This is a genomic window from Luteimonas suaedae (assembly GCF_008312895.1).
Taxonomy (GTDB): Bacteria; Pseudomonadota; Gammaproteobacteria; order Xanthomonadales; family Xanthomonadaceae; genus Luteimonas; species Luteimonas suaedae.
Genome location: NZ_VSSP01000001.1, coordinates 512502 through 529808, shown reverse-complemented (window position 1 = coordinate 529808; position 17307 = coordinate 512502). Strand labels below are relative to the sequence as shown.

Here is a 17307-nt window from a genome sequence, read left to right as displayed (position 1 = left end):
GCCCGGGCATCGGCACCGGGCGCAGACGCCCGTGGTTTGACCCGCACAGGCGATCCCCCTACCATCAAACAAGCGTTTGATTCAGCCGCTCCGGAGCGCCGATGCCCGCTACCCAGTTCTCGACCAAGGAACGCATCCTCGGTGCCGCCGAGGAACTCTTCGCCCAGCAGGGCTTCAGCGGCACGTCGCTGCGCCAGGTCACCACCCGCGCCGACGTCAACATCGCCGCGGTCAACTACCATTTCGGCAGCAAGGAAAACCTGGTCAACGAGGTGTTCCGGCGGCGCATGGACGACATGAGCACGCAGCGGCTGTCGATGCTGCGCGCCGCCCAGGAGGAACACCCCGGCGTGCTGGAGCCGGTGCTCGCCGCCTTCGTCGAGCCGGCCCTGGCGTTGGCGGGCGACCGCAACGGCGGCGGTGCCTTCATCCGCGTCATCGCGCGTGCCTATGCCGAGAAGAACGACGGCCTGCGCGCCTTCCTGTCCGAACGCTACGGGCACGTGCAGCGCGATTTCGCCCGCGCCCTCGCCGCCTGCCTGCCGGAGCTGTCGAAGGAGGAGCTGTACTGGCGGCTCGACTTCCTGGCCGGCGCGCTGACCTACGCGATGGCCGATTTCGGACTGATCAAGCGCCCGCACGGCATGAACGAGAAGGCCCATCGCCGCCGCGCCGCGCAGGAACTGATCCGCTTCGCCGCCGCCGGGTTCAAGGCATAGGGATTTTTTGGCCGTGGATTGACGCGGACGAGCACGGATAAAACAATTATTTTCAACAAGATACATGGCATACCTAAAGTTTCTACGTAGTTAGCATGCCCGCCAAGAGCGTTCCCCCTCCCGCCTCGCCCTATCTGCGCTTACCCGCGTCAATCCGCGGCAATAAACAAATTGATACAAGGAGTTACGAAACATGTCTGAAAAACTGCTGGTACGCCGCGCCGCGGTGCTCGGTGCCGGGGTGATGGGGGCGCAGATCGCCGCCCATCTCACCAACGCCGGGGTCGACACGGTGCTGTTCGATCTGCCCGCGAAGGAAGGCGACCCCAACGGCGTGGTGCTTAAGGCGATCGCCAATCTGGGCAAGCTGCGCCCCGCCCCGCTCGCCGACAAGCCGCTGGCCGGGCGCATCGTTCCCGCCAACTACGACAGCGGACTGGAACTGCTGCAGGACTGCGACCTGGTGATCGAGGCGATCGCCGAACGCATGGACTGGAAGCAGGACCTGTATCGCAAGATCGCCCCGCACGTCTCCGACCATGCGGTACTGGCGAGCAACACCTCGGGCCTGGGCATCAACGCGCTGGCCGACGTGCTGCCCGAGCAACTGCGCCACCGCTTCTGCGGCGTGCATTTCTTCAATCCTCCGCGCTACATGCACCTCGCCGAACTGATCCCGGCCACGACCACGGACGCGTCGGTGCTCGAAGGGCTGGAGACGTTCCTCACCACCACGCTCGGCAAGGGCGTGGTCTACGCCCGCGACACGCCGAACTTCATCGGCAACCGCATCGGCGTGTTCTCGATCCTGTCGACGATCCACCACACCGCGGCATTCGGGCTCGGCTTCGACGCCGTCGATGCGCTGACCGGCCCGCTGGTCGGGCGGCCGAAATCGGCGACCTACCGCACCTCCGACGTGGTCGGCCTGGACACCATGGCGCACGTGATCAAGACCATGGCCGACACCCTGCCCGACGATCCCTGGCACCGGTATTTCAAGGCGCCGGCCTGGCTGCAGGCGCTGATCGACCAGGGGGCGCTGGGGCAGAAGGCCGGCGCCGGCATCTTCCGCAAGGCCGGCAAGGAGATCCAGGTACTGGACCTGGAGAAGCAGGATTACCGGCCGGCAGACCAGGACGCGGCGGCACCCGAGGTGGTGGAGATCCTCAAGACGAAGGACCCGGCAGAGAAATTCGCCGGGTTGCGCGCGAGCGATCATCCGCAGGCGCGCTTCCTGTGGGCGGCGTTCCGCGACCTGTTCCATTACAGCGCGTACCACCTGGCCGACATCGCCGGGACCGCGCGCGACGTCGACCTCGCCATCCGCTGGGGCTATGGCTGGTCTCTGGGCCCGTTCGAGACCTGGCAGGCGGCCGGCTGGAAGCAGGTGGCGCAATGGATCGCCGAGGACATCGCCGCGGGCAAGACCATGAGCGACGCGCCGCTGCCCGACTGGGTGCTGGACGGCCGCGACGGCGTCCACGGCGCGGACGGCAGCTTCAGCCCCGCGCGCAACGCCTCTGTGCCGCGCTCGTCGTTGCCGGTCTACCGGCGCCAGCGCTTTCCCGATCCGCTGCTCGGCGAAACCTTCGCGCGGGGCGAGACGCTGTTCGAGAACGACGGCATCCGCCTGTGGACCGACGGCGACGGCATCGGCGTGGCCTCGTTCAAGACCAAGCTGCACACCGTCAGCGACCAGGTGCTCGACGGCCTGCAGGAGGCGATCGGCATTGCCGAGCGCGACCTGCGCGGCCTGGTGATCTGGCAGCCGAAGGAACCCTTCTCCGCCGGCGCGGACCTCGCCGGTGCACTCGGACTGCTGCAGGCCGGCAAGGTCGATGCGTTCGAGGCGATGGTCGCCAACTTCCAGGCCACCAGCCAGCGGATCAAGTACGCGCTGGTGCCGGTGGTCGCGGCGGTGCGTGGCCTGGCGCTCGGAGGCGGCTGCGAGTTCCAGATGCACAGCGCGCGCACGGTCGCGGGGCTGGAGAGCTACATCGGCCTGGTCGAGGCCGGGGTTGGCCTGCTGCCGGCCGGCGGCGGCCTGAAGGAGCTGGCGGTACGCGCCGCGCGCGCGGCCGGACCGGGCGGCGACGTGTTCGCGGAGCTGAAGTCGGTGTTCGAGACGGTGGCGATGGCCAAGGTCTCCACCTCGGCATTCGAGGCCCGGGAATTCGGGCTGCTGCGCAGGGACGATCCGGTCGTCTTCCATCCGCACGAGCTGCTGCACATCGCGCGACAGCAGGCGCTGGTGCTGGCGGAGAGCGGCTATCGCCCGCCGCTGCCGGAGCGCGCGGTGCAGGTCGCCGGCGACGTCGGCATCGCCACCTTCAAGATGATGCTGGTCAACATGCTGGAGGGACGCTTCATCTCGCCGCACGACTACGAGATCGCCACCCGCATCGCCACCGTGCTCTGCGGCGGCGAGGTGGATCGCGGCGCCACGGTCGACGAGGACTGGCTACTGCGGCTGGAGCGCGAGCACTTCGTCGCCCTGGCGCAGATGCCCAAGAGCCAGGAGCGCATCGCGCACATGCTCAAGACCGGTAAGCCGCTCAGGAACTGATAAAGCCGTGATTGGTGATTCGTGATTGGTGATTGGTCAAAGCCATTCGCCAGTCCCGCTGCCTCGCTTTTGCGAATCACCCATCACGAATCACGAATCACGCTTTCGGAGAAAGCCCCATGAAACAACTCCAAGACGCCTACATCGTCGCCGCCACCCGCACCCCGGTCGGCAAGGCGCCGCGCGGCGTGTTCCGCAATACCCGCCCCGACGACATGCTGGCGCACGTGTTGAAGGCCGTCGTCGCGCAGGCGCCGGGCATCGACGTGAACCGCATCGAGGACGCGGTGATCGGCTGCGCGATGCCGGAAGGCGAGCAAGGCATGAACGTGGCGCGCATCGGCGTGCTGCTGGCCGGCCTGCCGAACACTGTGGCCGCGCAGACCATCAACCGCTTCTGCTCCTCCGGCCTGCAGGCGGTGGCGCTGGCCGCCGACCAGATCCGCCTGGGCAACGCCGACCTGGTGTTGGCCGGCGGTACCGAGAGCATGAGCATGGTGCCGATGATGGGCAACAAGGTCGCGCTGTCGCCGAACGTCTTCAAGGACGACCACGTCGCCATCGCCTATGGCATGGGCATCACTGCCGAGAAGGTGGCGGAAGAATGGAAGGTCTCGCGCGAGGACCAGGACGCGTTCGCGCTGGCCTCGCACCGCAAGGCGATCGCCGCCATCCAGGCCGGCGAGTTCAGGGACGAAATCACCCCGTACGAGGTGATGTCGCACGTCCCCGACCTGGCGGGCAATACCATCCAGCTGCGGAAGGCGCGCGTCGACACCGATGAAGGTCCGCGCCCGGATTCCTCGGCCGAAGGACTGGCCAAACTGCGCCCGGTGTTCCGCAACGGCCAGTTCGGCGGCACCGTGACCGCCGGCAACTCGTCGCAGATGAGCGACGGCGCCGGCGCGGTGCTGCTGGCCTCGGAACAGGCGATCAAGGACTACGGCCTGGCGCCCCTCGCCCGCTTCGTCAGCTTCTCGGTGGCGGGCGTGCGGCCGGAAGTGATGGGCATCGGACCGATCGCGGCGATCCCGAAGGCGCTGAAGCAGGCCGGGCTGACCAGGGACCAGATCGACTGGATCGAGCTCAACGAGGCCTTCGCCGCGCAGGCGCTGGCGGTGATCCGCGATTCGGAGCTGGATCCGGACAAGGTCAACCCGCTGGGCGGCGCGATCGCGCTCGGCCATCCGCTCGGCGCCACCGGCGCGGTGCGCACCGCGACCATCGTCCACGGCCTGCGCCGTCGCAAGCAGAAGTACGGCCTGGTGACGATGTGCATCGGCACCGGCATGGGCGCGGCGGGCATTTTCGAGGCGCTGTAGCCGAACCGCGGGAGTTCCGCCGTTTCGGCTAACGGGCACGGCGCCGATCATGGCGCCGTGCCTCTTTGCATCGGTCGGTGGCGATGGCTGATCGCCTCCCGGGGACCGGCCGGATGGTCGCGGTGCCGCCCGCCTTCCCTGCCGCAGTGTGTCCGCCGCGTGCCCTACTCCAGTTCGCGCACGCCGAGTTCGTCCAGGGCGCTCTGCATCATGGCCGCGGCCGCCTCGCTCAGCTTCTCGTGGTCGAGTGCATAGCGGATGGTGGCCTCGATCAGGCCGATATGGGTGCCACAGTCGAAGCGGGTACCGCGGAACCGGTAGGCATGCACCGCCTCCTCCGCGAGCAGCGCCGAGATCGCATCGGTGAGCTGGATCTCGCCGCCGGCGCCGGGGGTCGTCGACTCGAGCAGCGCGAAGATGCGGGGATTCAGCACGTAGCGGCCGACCACGGCGAGGGTGCTCGGGGCATCGGCGGGCTTGGGCTTTTCGACCATCGCGCGGATGCGGCCCTGCCGGTCGGCGAAGTCTTCGGTCGCGACGATGCCGTAGCTGTCGGTCTTGTCGTGCGGCACGTCCTGCACCGCGATCATGCTGGCGCCGCTGGCCTCGGCGGCGTCGGCCATCTGGGTCAGCGCACCGGGACCGCGGTTCCAGATCAGGTCGTCCGGCAGGATCACCGCGAACGGCTCGTCGCCGACCACCGGTTTTGCGCACAACACGGCGTGACCGAGTCCGAGCGCCTCGGTCTGGGTGACGAACACCGCGCGCACGTTCGGCGGCAACGGATTGCGCACCACCTCCAGTTGCGCCAGCTTGCCGGCCTTCTCCAGCTTCTCCTCGAGCTCGTAGGCCTTGTCGAAATAGTCGGCAACCGCGTGCTTGTAGCGGTTGGTGACGAAAATCAGCGTATCGCACCCCGCCTCGATCGCCTCGTCGACGGCATACTGGATCAACGGCCGATCGATGATCGGCAGCATTTCCTTGGGGACGGTCTTGGTGGCGGGAAGGAAGCGGGTCCCGAGACCCGCGACGGGAAATACGGCTTTCCGGATTCTTCGGCTCATATGCCTGCTGTCACATCCTTCTTGCATGTCGCACGGGGGAGGCGACGACGGCTACGGCTTGCTGGTCGCCGTTGTCGGGTTGCGGCATGAGCTTGGGAACCGATTTGCGCAGCACCTTCGCCATGCACTCAGGATCGTATTCGACTCATATTTCAGCTGTCACGACCTTGCTTGCGTGTCGAGCGAGGAAGGCGACGACGGTCACGTCCTTCTTGCATGTCGAGCGGGAAAAGCGACGACTGTCGCGGCCTGCTGCTGTCCGTTGTCCTGCTGCGGCATGAACTCGGGGACCGAAGCGCGCAGGACCTGGGCCAGGGTCGCGAGGTCATAGGTCCCGATCGCCTCGCGCAGCTTCGCCGTCGCCTCGAACACGTTCTGCTGCACGATCTCGCGCGCCTCGGCCTGCAGGATCTTCGGGTGCGCGGTCGGGCGATAGCATTCGTCCGCATGGAACAGGGTCTCGTGCAGCTTCTCGCCCGGCCGCAGTCCGGTGTAGATGATCGCTACGTCCCGTTCCGGATGCTTGCCTGCCAGCCGGATCATCTGCTCGGCCAGCAGCCGGATCGACACCGGTTCGCCCATGTCCAGCGTGTAGATCGCATGCCGCGACCCGATCGCCGCGGCCTGCAGGATCAACTGGCAGGACTCGGGGATGGTCATGAAGAAACGGGTGACCTCCGGATCGGTCACGGTCACCGGGCCGCCGCTGCGGATCTGTTCGCGGAACAGCGGCACCACGCTGCCGGCCGAATCGAGCACGTTGCCGAAGCGCACCGTGACGAAGCGCGTCGACTGCGGATCGGAGCTCGTCGCCTGGCAGACCATTTCCGCCAGGCGCTTGGTGGCGCCGAGCACGTTGACCGGATCGACCGCCTTGTCGGTGGAGATCAGCACGAAGGTGGCGACGCCGGCTGCCTGCGTCGCGCGGGCCACGGTCTCGGTCGCCAGCACGTTGTTGCGCACCGCTTCGCGCAGCTGCGCCTCCAGCACCGGCACCTGCTTGTAGGCGGCCGCGTGGAAGACGGCTTCCGGCGTGGACAGCGACAGTGCGTAGCGGATCACCGCGGGGTCGCCGCAGTCGCCCAGGACCGGCACGCACTGGATCTGGGGGAAATCGCGGCGCAGCTGCGCCTCGATGGTGGTCAGGGCGAGTTCGTCCATCTCCACGATGGCGATCTGCCGTGCGCCGTGGCGGGCGCACTGGCGGCACAGTTCGGCGCCGATCGAGCCGCCGCCGCCGGTCACCAGCACGCTGCGGCCGCCGAGCCAGCCGCGGATCGACTTCCAGTCCGGCGTCACCGGCTTGCGCCCGAGCAGGTCCTCGATCGCGACCTCCTTCAGCTCGCCCGGCAGCGAACGCCCCTCGAGCAGGTCGTCCAGGCGCGGCACGGTCCGGAACGGCAAGCCGGTCTCCTCGCAGGCGGCCACGATCCGCCGCATCGACGAGGCGTCCAGCGAGGGCATGGCGATGATCAGCAATCGCGCCGCGGTCTCGGGCGCGATCCGGGCGACGTCGCTGACCCGCCCCAGCACCGGCACGCCCTGCAGGTGGCTGCCGTGCAGCTTGGCCGCGTCGTCCAGGAACCCGACCGCCTGATAGGAGCCGGCACGGCGCAGGTCGCGCAGCAGTGCTTCTCCGGCCTGGCCGGCGCCGAGGATCAGCACGCGCACCGAGGTCTGGTCGGTGCGGTTGAGGCTGTAGTCCTTCCAGCTGCGGTACAGCAGGCGCGGCATGCCCAGGAGCGCGGTCAGCACGACCGGGTACAGCACCAGCACCGTGCGCGGCACCTGGTCCAGCCGGTTGTACAGGAACAACGCCAGCAGGATCGCGAACAGCCCGAACAGGCTCGCCTTGAGGATGTTCAGCAGGTCCGGAACGCTGGCGAAGCGCCAGACTCCGCGATACAGCCCCACCCGCCAAAGCACCAGGCCCTGCGCGAGCAGGATCAGCGCGATCTCGGTCGACCACCAGGGCATCGGCGACGCGAACGGGTGGATCGACAGCCGGAACTGATGCAGGCCGATCCAGCACAGCCACACCATGAACAGGTCATGCGCAATGATGCCTGCGCGAGGCAAGGTGATAGCCGCCCGATCCTTCCAGCGATTCATCGTTGTTCTTCTTCCTTCAGGCTCGTGCGACGGGCGCCATCTTGCAAGGTCATCCAGATCCATCCCCCTGCCAGACACCACGCGACGGCGACGACAATGATAAACGCAGTGTCAAGCCGCCGAGCGGCGAGCATCGCCAGGACGCTGCATGCGCTCCAGGTGGCATACGCGTACGTGACCGGCGGATGTCGCCCGATCCGGCGCGACCATCGCTGGTAGGCGTGCTGCACATGTGCTCTCCACCACGGCTCGCCCCGCAGCATGCGCGAGCCCAATGTGAGGGTCGCATCAACGAGGAACGCCGACAGCGGCAGCACCAGCAGCGGCCAGCGGCCCGGCTCATCCCCCCCGCCGGCCATGGCCAGCACGCAGAGGCATGCCAGGCCGTAGCCGATCGCGCCGCTGCCGACATCGCCGAGAAAGATCCGCGCGCGCGGAAAATTGAAGGGAAGGAACCCGAGGCAGGCGACCGCCAGGCTGGATGCCAGCCAAACGACGGCGCCGCCCGCACCATCGAGGTGCGCCAGCAGCGCATAGCCAAGCGCGGCGATCGCCGCCTGGCTCGCCGCCAGGCCGTCGATCCCGTCCATGAAGTTCCAGACATTGACCAGCACCAGGGCGGCGGCGAAGCCGGTCGCGGCCATGAGCGCATCGCCGCCCGACTGCAGGACCGCCGCCGCCAGCATGGCCGCAGCCACGGCATGCACGATCAGCCGCAGCCACGGCGAGAGCGGCCGGTGATCATCGATCCAGCCGATCGCCGCCACCAGCAAGGTGCCGCCGCCGGCGACCAGCAGCAGGATCCGCTGCCCGGGGTACCCCAGCGCCAGCAGCGCCAGCGCCGTCAGCAGCGAAGCCACGATCGCGATCCCGCCGCCGCGTGGCGTGGCGACCGCATGACTGCGCCGTTCGCCGGGTTCGTCGAGCAGCCTGCGATGCAGGGCATAGCGGCGCGCCGCCCAGGTACCGAGCATCGCGATCGCCAGGTGCAGGACGAGCCAGGCGCCGGGACCGGTGAACGGGTCCACCTCAGGAACTCCCGGCCCGTGCAAGCGCGGTCGCGTCCGACAGGCGCCCGGAGCCGGCGTGGTCGCCCGACGGTGCGGGCCTCGCCCCGCGACTGCAGGCTTCCGGGTCTACGCTGTCGCCCGGGCTACACCACCGCATAGTTCAACAGCGGCTTGATCGTGCCCCATTCCTTGCAGCTCGGGCACTGCCAGTGGTGGCTGCGGGCACCGAAGCCGCAGCGGCTGCAGCGGTAGCTGGGATTGCGCACCAGCAACTGGTCGGTGATGTGCTTGAGGTCGTGCAGGGTCCGCCCGGTATCCGCGCCTTCGTCGGCGAGCGTCAGTTCGATCAGCGCGGCCTCCCCGCGTACCGAGGGCCGGTCCTTGAGCTGCTCGGCCAGATAGGTACGCGCCTGCGCGACACCCTGCTCCGCCTCCAGCAGCCGTGCCAGCGCCAGCACCGGCGCGATGCCGCGGTAGTGTTCGGTCATCTCGGCCAGGAACGTGCGTGCGCCGGGCGCGTCGCCGATGCGGGCGTAGGCCGACAGCAGCGGCGGCAGGATCTCCGGCAGGAAGTCGGTGTCGTGCCGTGCCGCCCGCTCGAAGGCGCGGATCGCCGCGGCGTCATGCCCGGTCTCCAGTTCGATCCGGCCCTCGAGAATGCCGGCGCGGACCGACTTGGAATCGGCCGCGTAGGCACGTGCGACGGCGGCCCGGGCGCCATCGACGTCGCCCGACGCACGCAGGCGCTCGGCCAGCTCGCACTCGAAATGCCCGATCAGCTTGCCCATCGGCTCGCCGGTCGCGGCCTCGAAGCGGGTGGCGTTCTCGATCGCCTTGGACCAGTCACGTTCGGCCTGGTAGATGCTGATCAGGTGTCGCAGCGCCTGCGGCGCACGCTGGTCGAGCTTGGCCAGTTCGGTGAACACGGTCTCGGCGCGATCCAGCAGTCCGGAGCGCATGTAGTCCTCACCCAGTGCCAGCAGCGCCTGCACCTTCTGCTGGTCGCTCAGGTCGGAGCGCTGCACCAGGCCCTGGTGCAGGCGGATCGCGCGGTCGACCTCGCCGCGGCGTCGGAACAGATGCCCGAGCGCGACCTGGGTCTCGAAGGTTTCCTTGTCCAGTTCGGCGATGTGCAGGAACAGCTCGATCGCCTTGTCCGGCTGTTCGTTCAGCAGGTAGTTCAGGCCGCGGAAGTAGGTGGTCGACAGGCGGCTGACCTGGGTATCGCTGTGGCGTTCGCCGCCGCGTCGGCCGATGACCCAGCCGCTCAGGGCCGCGATCGGCAGCAGCAGGAAGAACCAGAACCATTCGGTGACGAAGGCCATCGGATCAGGCTCCGTGTCCGCGATCGGGCGGAGGTGCCGCGGACGCACCCACCGGTGCCTGCGCGCGCCGCAGTCGCTGCCGCAGCGGCAGCACGACCGATACGGTCAGGATCAGGCCGCCGACCACCACGCCGCAGAGCAACGTCACCAGCAGCGTCACGCCGAGGCTGGCGTACAGCGTGACCCACCCCAGATCGATCGAGACCGTCTGCGGATTGAGCACGCCGACCAGGAGGCCGGCGACCAGGCACAGCACGGCGATGAGAATCCGGAGCAATCGCATGATCGTTCAGCTTACCCGAAATGCGGTCGCTTCCCGCGGGAGCGACGGAAGCCGTGAGGTCGCGGACTGCCGCAGGAAATCGCGACTTCCGTCGCTCCCATGGGAAAACCCATGGATCCGGGCCAGTGCCCGTAATCGACCCTAGTCCTCCGGCGGGACCGGCACGACGTCGCTGACGCGTTCGCGCAGTTCCTTGCCGGGCTTGAAATGCGGCACATGCTTGCCCGGCAGCGCCACCGCGTCGCCGGTCTTGGGATTGCGGCCGGTACGCGGCGGCCGGTAATGCAGGGAAAAACTGCCAAAGCCGCGGATCTCGATGCGCTCGCCATGGGCGAGCGAGCCGCCCATCATTTCCAGCAGCGATTTCACCGCCAGGTCGACGTCGTCGGCCTTCAGGTGGGCCTGGCGCTCGGCGAGGATCTCGATCAGTTCCGACTTGGTCATGGACACCGTATTCCGCATCGCGAAGCGCTCGGCGACCCGGCCGTAGCCGGGCCGCCGACGCGCGGACTCACTCGGACTTGTTGCCTTCCAGCTGCTCGCGCAGCAGGGCACCCAGCTTGGTCGTGCCGCTGGAGGCTTCCGCCGCCACCTTGTTGTACTCGGCGAGCGTCTGCGCGGTCTCGGCCTCGTCCTTGGCCTTGATCGACAGCTGCAGCGTGCGGCCCTTGCGGTCCATGCTCACGAACTTGGCTTCGATCGTGTCGCCCACCTTGAGGTGCTGGGTGGCGTCGTCGACGCGCTGGTCGCTGATGTCGCGTGCGGCCACGTAGCCTTCCACGCCCTCGGCGATATCGATCATCGCCCCCTTGGCGTCGACCTCGCGGACGGTGCCGCTGACCTTCGAGCCCTTCGGATGCGAGGCCATGAACTGGCCGAACGGATCCTGCTCCATCTGCTTGACGCCGAGGCTGATGCGCTCGCGCTCCGGATCGACCGCCAGCACCACCGCCTGCAGGGTGTCGCCCTTCTTCAGGTTGCGGGCGACGTCGTCGCCGCTGGTGTTCCAGCTCATGTCGGACAGGTGGATCAGGCCGTCGATGCCGCCGTCCAGGCCGATGAACACGCCGAAGTCGGTGATCGACTTGATCTGGCCCTCGACCTTGTCGCCCTTCTTGTGGATCGCGGCGAAGGTCTCCCACGGATTCGAGGTGACCTGCTTCATGCCCAGCGAGATGCGGCGACGCTCCTCGTCGACGTCCAGCACCATGACCTCGACCTCGTCGCCGACCTGCACGACCTTCTGCGGGTTGACGTTCTTGTTGGTCCAGTCCATCTCGGACACGTGCACCAGGCCCTCGACGCCCGGCTCGATCTCGACGAACGCGCCGTAGTCGGTGACGTTGCTGACCTTGCCGAACACGCGGGTGTTGGACGGATAGCGGCGGGCGATGTTGTCCCACGGATCCTCGCCCAGCTGCTTCAGGCCCAGGCTGACGCGGTTGCGCTCGCGGTCGTACTTGAGCACGCGTACTTCCAGCTCCTGGCCCACTTCCACCACCTCGGACGGATGGCGCACGCGCCTCCATGCCATGTCGGTGATGTGCAGCAGGCCGTCGATGCCGCCCAGGTCGACGAACGCGCCGTAGTCGGTGAGGTTCTTGACCACGCCCTTGAGCACGGCACCCTCGACCAGCTTCTCGAGCAGCTGCTCGCGCTCCTCGGAATGCTCGCTCTCGACCACCGCGCGGCGCGAGACCACCACGTTGTTGCGCTTGCGGTCGAGCTTGATGAGCTTGAACTCGAGTTCCTTGCCTTCCAGGTAGACGGGGTCGCGCACCGGGCGCACGTCGACCAGCGAACCGGGCAGGAACGCGCGGACGTCCTTGATGTCGACGGTGAAGCCGCCCTTGACCTTGCCGCTGATGCGGCCGGTGACGGTCTCGTTCTTCTCCAGCGCTTCTTCCAGCTCGTCCCACACCATGGCGCGCTTGGCCTTCTCGCGCGACAGCACGGTCTCGCCGAAGCCGTTCTCCAGCGCGTCCAGCGCCACCTTGACGGTGTCGCCCTCGGCGACGTCGATTTCGCCGTCGTCGTTACGGAACTGCTCGATCGGCACGATGCCTTCGGATTTCAGGCCGGCGTTGATCACGACAACGTCGCTGCGCACCTGCACCACGATGCCGGTGACGATGGCACCCGGCTTCAGTTTGGCCAGATTGCCCTGGCTCTGTTCGAACAGTTCTGCGAATGATTCGGTCATTTTGTCGGTTACTCGGTTGATGACTCAGACCGCGGCGGCGCGATGTCCGGGAACTTCGGCTGCGCGCGGCGGTCCACCCGTTTGTCGGCCTTGCGGGATTGCGTATGGCCGTGAGTGTTGTGGTGAACGAAGAATCCACCGGCATGCCATAAGGTGCGCCGGTGGGACGATCTGCTGGCGGATCCGCGCCGGGAATGATGCCGATAGCGCCGACGGCCGCAAATCGCGGTTACGGTTCCATCAGCGCCAGCACCCGTTCGACGACCACTCCGATGCCCAGGCCGGTGGTGTCGATGCGAACGGCGTCGTCGGCCGGTCGCAGCGGCGCCACCGCACGACTGGCGTCGCGGGCGTCGCGGGCGAGAATCTCGCGCAGCAGACCGTCCAATGTAACCGAAACCCCCTTGTCCTTCAACTGCTTATAGCGCCTTTCAGCACGCTCCTCGGCGCTGGCGGTCAGGAACACCTTGCGCCCGGCATCCGGGAAGATCACCGTGCCCATGTCGCGGCCGTCGGCGACCAGCCCCGGGGCACGGCGAAAGGCCCGTTGCCGCTCCTTCAATGCGGAGCGCACCTCCGGGATGGCGGCGATCGCCGAAGCCGCCGCGCCGGCGGTTTCGGTGCGCAGCTCGTCGGTGACGTCGGCGCCGTTGACGATCACCCGCGGCTCTCCATCGGCCTCGCGAAAGCCGATCTCGGTATCGAAGGCGCAGCGCACCAGTGCCGAGGGATCGGCGAGATCGAGGTCGGCCCAGCCTGCCGCGACCCCGATCGCGCGGTACAGCGCGCCCGAGTCCAGGTAATGCCAGCCCAGCCGTCCGGCGACGGCACGGCTGATGGTGCCCTTGCCTGAACCGGACGGGCCGTCGATGGTGAGCACGGGGATGGCGGCGGTATCGGACATGGGCATGGTCGCTGGCGTGGGGGACCCCATTATCGGTGACGGGGCAAACGGGAAGGGGACGACGTCCCGGACTCACGGAAGTTGTTGATTCGATGGCGTCGAACCCTGTAGCATTGCGGGTTTGATTCCACCATCACCGTTTCGAGGTTGCATCATGAAGGTCCTGTCCTCCCTGAAGTCGGCGAAGACCCGCCACCGCGACTGCAAGGTCGTTCGCCGTCGCGGCAAGGTCTTCGTGATCTGCAAGTCCAACCCGCGTTTCAAGGCCCGCCAGCGCTGAGGCGCGGGCGATGCCCGATCGGCGTCCGGTGACCCGGTCGCCGGACGACAGACGGGGCCGCAGCGATGCGGCCCCGTTCGTTTGTGCGCGCCGCCTCGCCGCGGGAACCGGCATCTGCTTACAATCGGCCGTCCATCCGAGGAGCCGCGCCATGAACCGTCCCTTCCGAGCCCTGCCGCTGCTGGCCCTGCTGGCGATCGCCGGCACCGCATCGGCCGACGTCCTGCTGATCGAACGCGCGCAGGCTCAACAAGAATCCGCCCTGCCCGCGCGCGGCATGCGCATGGCCGATGTGGAGGCCCGCTTCGGCGCGCCGAGCCAGCGCCTCGACCCGCGCGGCGGGCAGAAGCAGCAGTGGCCCACCATCAACCGTTGGGTCTATCCCGCCTTCACCGTGTACTTCGAGCGCGACCGGGTGGTCGACGCGGTGCTCAACCAGGCCGCCAGCAACGAGGTCGGGCCGAAACCGGCCATCCGTTGACGGACGCGACAAGCCTGTACGCGCCCGGCACAGGAATTCCCCCGTGCCGGTCGCCGGCACGTTCCCGAACGAAGATCCAGACAACGATCCAATGACCGAAACCGCAGTGCGTTTCCCCGCGGAGTGGGAGCCCCAGGCCGCGGTGCTGATCGCGTGGCCGCATGCCGGCACCGACTGGTCGGCACGGCTGGCCGAGGTCGAGGAGACCTATATCGCGCTGGTCGCGGCGATCGTCCGCTTCGAGCCGGTGCTGGTCTGCGTCGCCGACGAGGATATCGAGGCCTACGCCCGCGCGCGGCTGGCGTCGGCGCGTGTCGACATGACCCGGGTCCGCTTCGCCGAGATCGACTACGACGACACCTGGCTGCGCGATTCGGGCCCCGTGACCCTGCACGACGGCGACGGCTTCCGCCTGCTGGATTTCCGCTTCACCGGCTGGGGCGGCAAGTTCGAGGCAGGTCGCGACGACCGGCTTGCCGGCCGGCTGCACGAACTTCCCGAGCTTTCTGGAAACTCGCTGCAAACGATTGATTTTGCGCTGGAAGGGGGCGCGATCGAGACCGACGGCGAAGGAACGCTGCTGACCACCTGGCGCTGCCTGCACGAGCGCCATCCGCAGCTCGGGCGCGACGTGCTGACGCAACGGCTCGCCGGCTGGCTGCGGCAGGACCGCGTGCTCTGGCTCGAGCATGGCTACCTGGAAGGCGACGACACCGACGCCCACATCGATACCCTCGCCCGCTTCGCCGCCTCCGACGCCATCGTGTTCCAGGCCTGCGACGATCCCGACGATCGGCACTACGCCGAACTCCAGGCGATGGCGGGGGAACTGGCCGCGCTGCGCACGCGCGAAGGCAGTTCCTACCGCCTGTTCCCGCTGCCCTGGCCGCGGCCCATCCACGACGGCGAGCGCCGCCTGGCCGCGTCCTACGCCAATTTCCTCATCGTCAACGGCGCGGTGCTGATGCCGGCCTACGACGATCCCGCCGACGCCGCGGCGCGCGACGTGCTGGCGCAGGCCTTTCCGGACCGCGAGATCGTGCAGGTGCCCTGCCGCCCGCTGATCTGGCAGAACGGCAGCCTGCACTGCCTCACCATGCAGCTGCCGGCAGGCGTGCTATCCGAGAACATCGGCACCCACCCGTAGAGGCGGTATCGCTGCACCGATCCCGAGCGCCTTTTGGACGCGGATCGACGCGGAGGAGCACGGATAGAGCATCTTCCTAAGATTCTTCCGCGCCTATTCGCGTTGGTCCCTGTCCCAACATTTGGCTATCGCTGTCCGCCGGGCGTGACCGCGGAGACGCCGCGTGGACGGCGAATGGATACCATGTACGCAGTCCCCGCTGCCGCCCGCCAATCCATGACCCAACGCACCCTGCCCGTCGCCCTGGTCCAGGAACGCAACCACGGCACCGCCGAGGTCAATCTGGCCATCATCGAGGCGCGCGTGGCCGAGGCCGCCGGGCGCGGCGCACGCCTGGTGCTGCTGCAGGAACTGCACAACGGCGCCTATTTCTGCCAGCACGAGTCGGTCGCCGAGTTCGACCTCGCCGAGCCGATCCCAGGCCCGAGCACGCAGCGCCTGTCGGCGCTGGCGCAGCGCCATGGCGTGGTGCTGGTGGGCTCGCTGTTCGAGCGCCGCGCCGCCGGCCTGTACCACAACACCGCGGTGGTGTTCGAAGCCGACGGCACCATCGCCGGCACGTATCGCAAGATGCACATTCCCGACGATCCCGGCTATCACGAAAAGTTCTACTTCACCCCGGGCGATCTCGGGTTCCGGCCGATCGACACCTCCGTCGGGCGGCTGGGCCTGCTGGTGTGCTGGGACCAGTGGTATCCGGAGGCCGCGCGGCTGATGGCGCTGGCCGGCGCGGAACTGCTGCTGTATCCGACCGCGATCGGCTGGGAACCCGGCGACGACGATGCCGAGAAGCGGCGCCAGCGCAATGCCTGGATCCTCAGCCATCGCGGCCATGCCGTGGCCAACGGCCTGCCGGTGCTGTCCTGCAATCGTGTTGGCCACGAGCCGTCGCCCGCCGCTTCCAAGGGTCACGCCGGTGCGGCCGGCATCGATTTCTGGGGCAACAGCCATGTGCTGGGGCCGCAGGGCGAGTTCGTCGCCGAAGCCGGCGGCGATCCGGAGATCCTGCTCGCCGAGATCGATCTCGGGCGCAGCGAGCACGTGCGCCGGATCTGGCCGTTCCTGCGCGACCGCCGGATCGACGCTTATGGCGATCTGCTGCGGCGCTATATCGACTGAGATTCCATGGATACCCGGCAGCCCGGGAGGCGCCCGGCTGCCGTTCCCCCTCGACCTGGCATCCAGGCGCATCTGCATGCGGCGGGCTGTTCGAGCCCGGCCATCACGGGGCTGCATAAAACGAACGGTCGTGCTTTAGTGCCGGCATGAGCACGTCGACCGCCGGCGGGAAAGGCGCCTCGACCCGGGAGACGATCCTGGGGCGGGCCTATACCCATGCCTGCGTCAATGGCCTGGAGGGTCTGACCATCGGCACCCTCGCCGAGCAGGTCGGGATGTCGAAGAGCGGTGTCTTCGCCCATTTCGGCTCGCGCGAGGACCTGCAGCTGGCCGTGCTCGACCATGCCGGCGATCGCTTCGTCGCCCACGTCCTGCTGCCGGCGCTGAAGGCCCGGCGTGGGTTGCCGAGGCTGCGCGCGATCGTCGCCGCCTGGATCGACTGGGTGCGGCACAGCAGCGACGGCGGTTGCCTGTTCCTGGCCGCGGCCAGCGAGTACGACGACCGCCCCGGGCCGCTCCGCGATCGCCTGCTGGCACACGAGACGCGCTGGCGGGCGGAACTGGCCCGCGCCATCCGGCTCGCCGTCGACAGCGGCGAATTGCGCGCCGATACCGACGCCGAGCAGTTCGCTTTCGAGATCTACGGTCTGGCGCTGGCGGTGCATCACGACGCCGGACTGTTCGGCTACGAGGCGTCCGCGAAGCGCGGCCAGACCGCCTTCGAACGCCTGATCCGCTCCGCCTCCAACCACTGACCCCACCGGAGATG

At 68.1% G+C, this 17307-nt stretch carries 16 protein-coding genes; 8 read left to right on the top strand and 8 right to left on the bottom strand.

Annotated features, from left to right (window positions below; all coding sequences use genetic code 11):
• The first annotated feature begins 101 nt into the window (after positions 1 to 101).
• The 3 genes from FXO19_RS02305 to FXO19_RS02295 all read left to right on the top strand — a co-directional run bounded on the left by FXO19_RS02305 (position 102) and on the right by FXO19_RS02295 (position 4610).
• Positions 102 to 719: a TetR/AcrR family transcriptional regulator gene (locus FXO19_RS02305; protein ID WP_149193430.1), complete on the top strand. Its 618-nt coding sequence runs from the start codon at positions 102 to 104 to the stop codon at positions 717 to 719.
• Between the two features lie 193 nt (positions 720 to 912).
• The gene (locus FXO19_RS02300) at positions 913 to 3288 is read left to right on the top strand and encodes a 3-hydroxyacyl-CoA dehydrogenase/enoyl-CoA hydratase family protein (RefSeq protein ID WP_149193429.1); all 2376 of its coding nucleotides are present in this window, start codon (positions 913 to 915) and stop codon (positions 3286 to 3288) included.
• A gap of 119 nt (positions 3289 to 3407) precedes the next feature.
• Positions 3408 to 4610, top strand: coding sequence for an acetyl-CoA C-acyltransferase (locus tag FXO19_RS02295; RefSeq protein ID WP_149193428.1), 1203 nt, complete (start codon positions 3408 to 3410; stop codon positions 4608 to 4610).
• A gap of 164 nt (positions 4611 to 4774) precedes the next feature.
• On the opposite strand, the gene galU is transcribed toward FXO19_RS02295, so the two are convergent.
• The 8 genes from galU to cmk all read right to left on the bottom strand — a co-directional run bounded on the left by galU (position 4775) and on the right by cmk (position 13511).
• The gene (gene galU / locus FXO19_RS02290) at positions 4775 to 5674 is read right to left on the bottom strand and encodes a UTP--glucose-1-phosphate uridylyltransferase GalU (RefSeq protein ID WP_149193427.1); all 900 of its coding nucleotides are present in this window, start codon (positions 5672 to 5674) and stop codon (positions 4775 to 4777) included.
• 201 nt (positions 5675 to 5875) lie between these two features.
• Positions 5876 to 7786: a polysaccharide biosynthesis protein gene (locus FXO19_RS02285; protein WP_149193426.1), complete on the bottom strand. Its 1911-nt coding sequence runs from the start codon at positions 7784 to 7786 to the stop codon at positions 5876 to 5878.
• The gene (locus FXO19_RS02280; protein WP_149193810.1) at positions 7783 to 8760 is read right to left on the bottom strand and encodes an MraY family glycosyltransferase; all 978 of its coding nucleotides are present in this window, start codon (positions 8758 to 8760) and stop codon (positions 7783 to 7785) included. The genes FXO19_RS02285 and FXO19_RS02280 overlap by 4 nt, the downstream gene beginning before the upstream one ends.
• A 179-nt stretch (positions 8761 to 8939) precedes the next feature.
• Entirely contained in the window at positions 8940 to 10121 is a 1182-nt protein-coding gene (gene lapB / locus FXO19_RS02275) for a lipopolysaccharide assembly protein LapB (protein ID WP_149193425.1), read from the bottom strand.
• Between the two features lie 4 nt (positions 10122 to 10125).
• On the bottom strand, positions 10126 to 10398 hold the full coding sequence (locus FXO19_RS02270) for a lipopolysaccharide assembly protein LapA domain-containing protein (RefSeq protein ID WP_187775588.1): 273 nt from the start codon (positions 10396 to 10398) through the stop codon (positions 10126 to 10128).
• A gap of 147 nt (positions 10399 to 10545) precedes the next feature.
• Positions 10546 to 10848 carry an integration host factor subunit beta gene (locus FXO19_RS02265; RefSeq protein WP_149193423.1) on the bottom strand — a complete coding sequence of 101 codons (303 nt, stop codon included), beginning with the start codon at positions 10846 to 10848 and terminating at the stop codon, positions 10546 to 10548.
• A 67-nt stretch (positions 10849 to 10915) separates the two neighbouring features.
• Positions 10916 to 12607 carry a 30S ribosomal protein S1 gene (gene rpsA, locus FXO19_RS02260; protein WP_149193422.1) on the bottom strand — a complete coding sequence of 564 codons (1692 nt, stop codon included), beginning with the start codon at positions 12605 to 12607 and terminating at the stop codon, positions 10916 to 10918.
• A gap of 229 nt (positions 12608 to 12836) precedes the next feature.
• Positions 12837 to 13511: a (d)CMP kinase gene (cmk, locus tag FXO19_RS02255; protein WP_149193421.1), complete on the bottom strand. Its 675-nt coding sequence runs from the start codon at positions 13509 to 13511 to the stop codon at positions 12837 to 12839.
• Positions 13512 to 13665: 154 nt separating this feature from the next.
• Between cmk and ykgO the strand changes: the two genes are divergently transcribed.
• The 5 genes from ykgO to FXO19_RS02230 all read left to right on the top strand — a co-directional run bounded on the left by ykgO (position 13666) and on the right by FXO19_RS02230 (position 17293).
• Entirely contained in the window at positions 13666 to 13791 is a 126-nt protein-coding gene (ykgO, locus tag FXO19_RS02250; protein ID WP_005913193.1) for a type B 50S ribosomal protein L36, read from the top strand.
• 151 nt (positions 13792 to 13942) lie between these two features.
• Entirely contained in the window at positions 13943 to 14272 is a 330-nt protein-coding gene (locus FXO19_RS02245; protein ID WP_149193420.1) for a hypothetical protein, read from the top strand.
• Positions 14273 to 14363: 91 nt separating this feature from the next.
• Entirely contained in the window at positions 14364 to 15419 is a 1056-nt protein-coding gene (locus tag FXO19_RS02240) for an agmatine deiminase family protein (protein WP_149193419.1), read from the top strand.
• A gap of 216 nt (positions 15420 to 15635) precedes the next feature.
• Complete coding sequence (locus FXO19_RS02235) at positions 15636 to 16538, top strand: carbon-nitrogen hydrolase (protein WP_149193418.1); 903 nt, start codon at positions 15636 to 15638, stop codon at positions 16536 to 16538.
• Between the two features lie 146 nt (positions 16539 to 16684).
• The gene (locus tag FXO19_RS02230; protein ID WP_149193417.1) at positions 16685 to 17293 is read left to right on the top strand and encodes a TetR/AcrR family transcriptional regulator; all 609 of its coding nucleotides are present in this window, start codon (positions 16685 to 16687) and stop codon (positions 17291 to 17293) included.
• The last annotated feature ends 14 nt before the right edge of the window (positions 17294 to 17307 follow it).

Coding starts and splice junctions, on each gene's coding strand:
- FXO19_RS02305 (WP_149193430.1), top strand. CDS start 102: ATGCCCGCTACCCAGTTCTCGACCAAGGAACGCATCCTCGGTGCCGCC.
- FXO19_RS02300 (WP_149193429.1), top strand. CDS start 913: ATGTCTGAAAAACTGCTGGTACGCCGCGCCGCGGTGCTCGGTGCCGGG.
- FXO19_RS02295 (WP_149193428.1), top strand. CDS start 3,408: ATGAAACAACTCCAAGACGCCTACATCGTCGCCGCCACCCGCACCCCG.
- galU (WP_149193427.1), bottom strand. CDS start 5,674: ATGAGCCGAAGAATCCGGAAAGCCGTATTTCCCGTCGCGGGTCTCGGG.
- FXO19_RS02285 (WP_149193426.1), bottom strand. CDS start 7,786: ATGAATCGCTGGAAGGATCGGGCGGCTATCACCTTGCCTCGCGCAGGC.
- FXO19_RS02280 (WP_149193810.1), bottom strand. CDS start 8,760: ATGCTCGGTACCTGGGCGGCGCGCCGCTATGCCCTGCATCGCAGGCTG.
- lapB (WP_149193425.1), bottom strand. CDS start 10,121: ATGGCCTTCGTCACCGAATGGTTCTGGTTCTTCCTGCTGCTGCCGATC.
- FXO19_RS02265 (WP_149193423.1), bottom strand. CDS start 10,848: ATGACCAAGTCGGAACTGATCGAGATCCTCGCCGAGCGCCAGGCCCAC.
- rpsA (WP_149193422.1), bottom strand. CDS start 12,607: ATGACCGAATCATTCGCAGAACTGTTCGAACAGAGCCAGGGCAATCTG.
- cmk (WP_149193421.1), bottom strand. CDS start 13,511: ATGTCCGATACCGCCGCCATCCCCGTGCTCACCATCGACGGCCCGTCC.
- ykgO (WP_005913193.1), top strand. CDS start 13,666: ATGAAGGTCCTGTCCTCCCTGAAGTCGGCGAAGACCCGCCACCGCGAC.
- FXO19_RS02245 (WP_149193420.1), top strand. CDS start 13,943: ATGAACCGTCCCTTCCGAGCCCTGCCGCTGCTGGCCCTGCTGGCGATC.
- FXO19_RS02240 (WP_149193419.1), top strand. CDS start 14,364: ATGACCGAAACCGCAGTGCGTTTCCCCGCGGAGTGGGAGCCCCAGGCC.
- FXO19_RS02235 (WP_149193418.1), top strand. CDS start 15,636: ATGACCCAACGCACCCTGCCCGTCGCCCTGGTCCAGGAACGCAACCAC.
- FXO19_RS02230 (WP_149193417.1), top strand. CDS start 16,685: ATGAGCACGTCGACCGCCGGCGGGAAAGGCGCCTCGACCCGGGAGACG.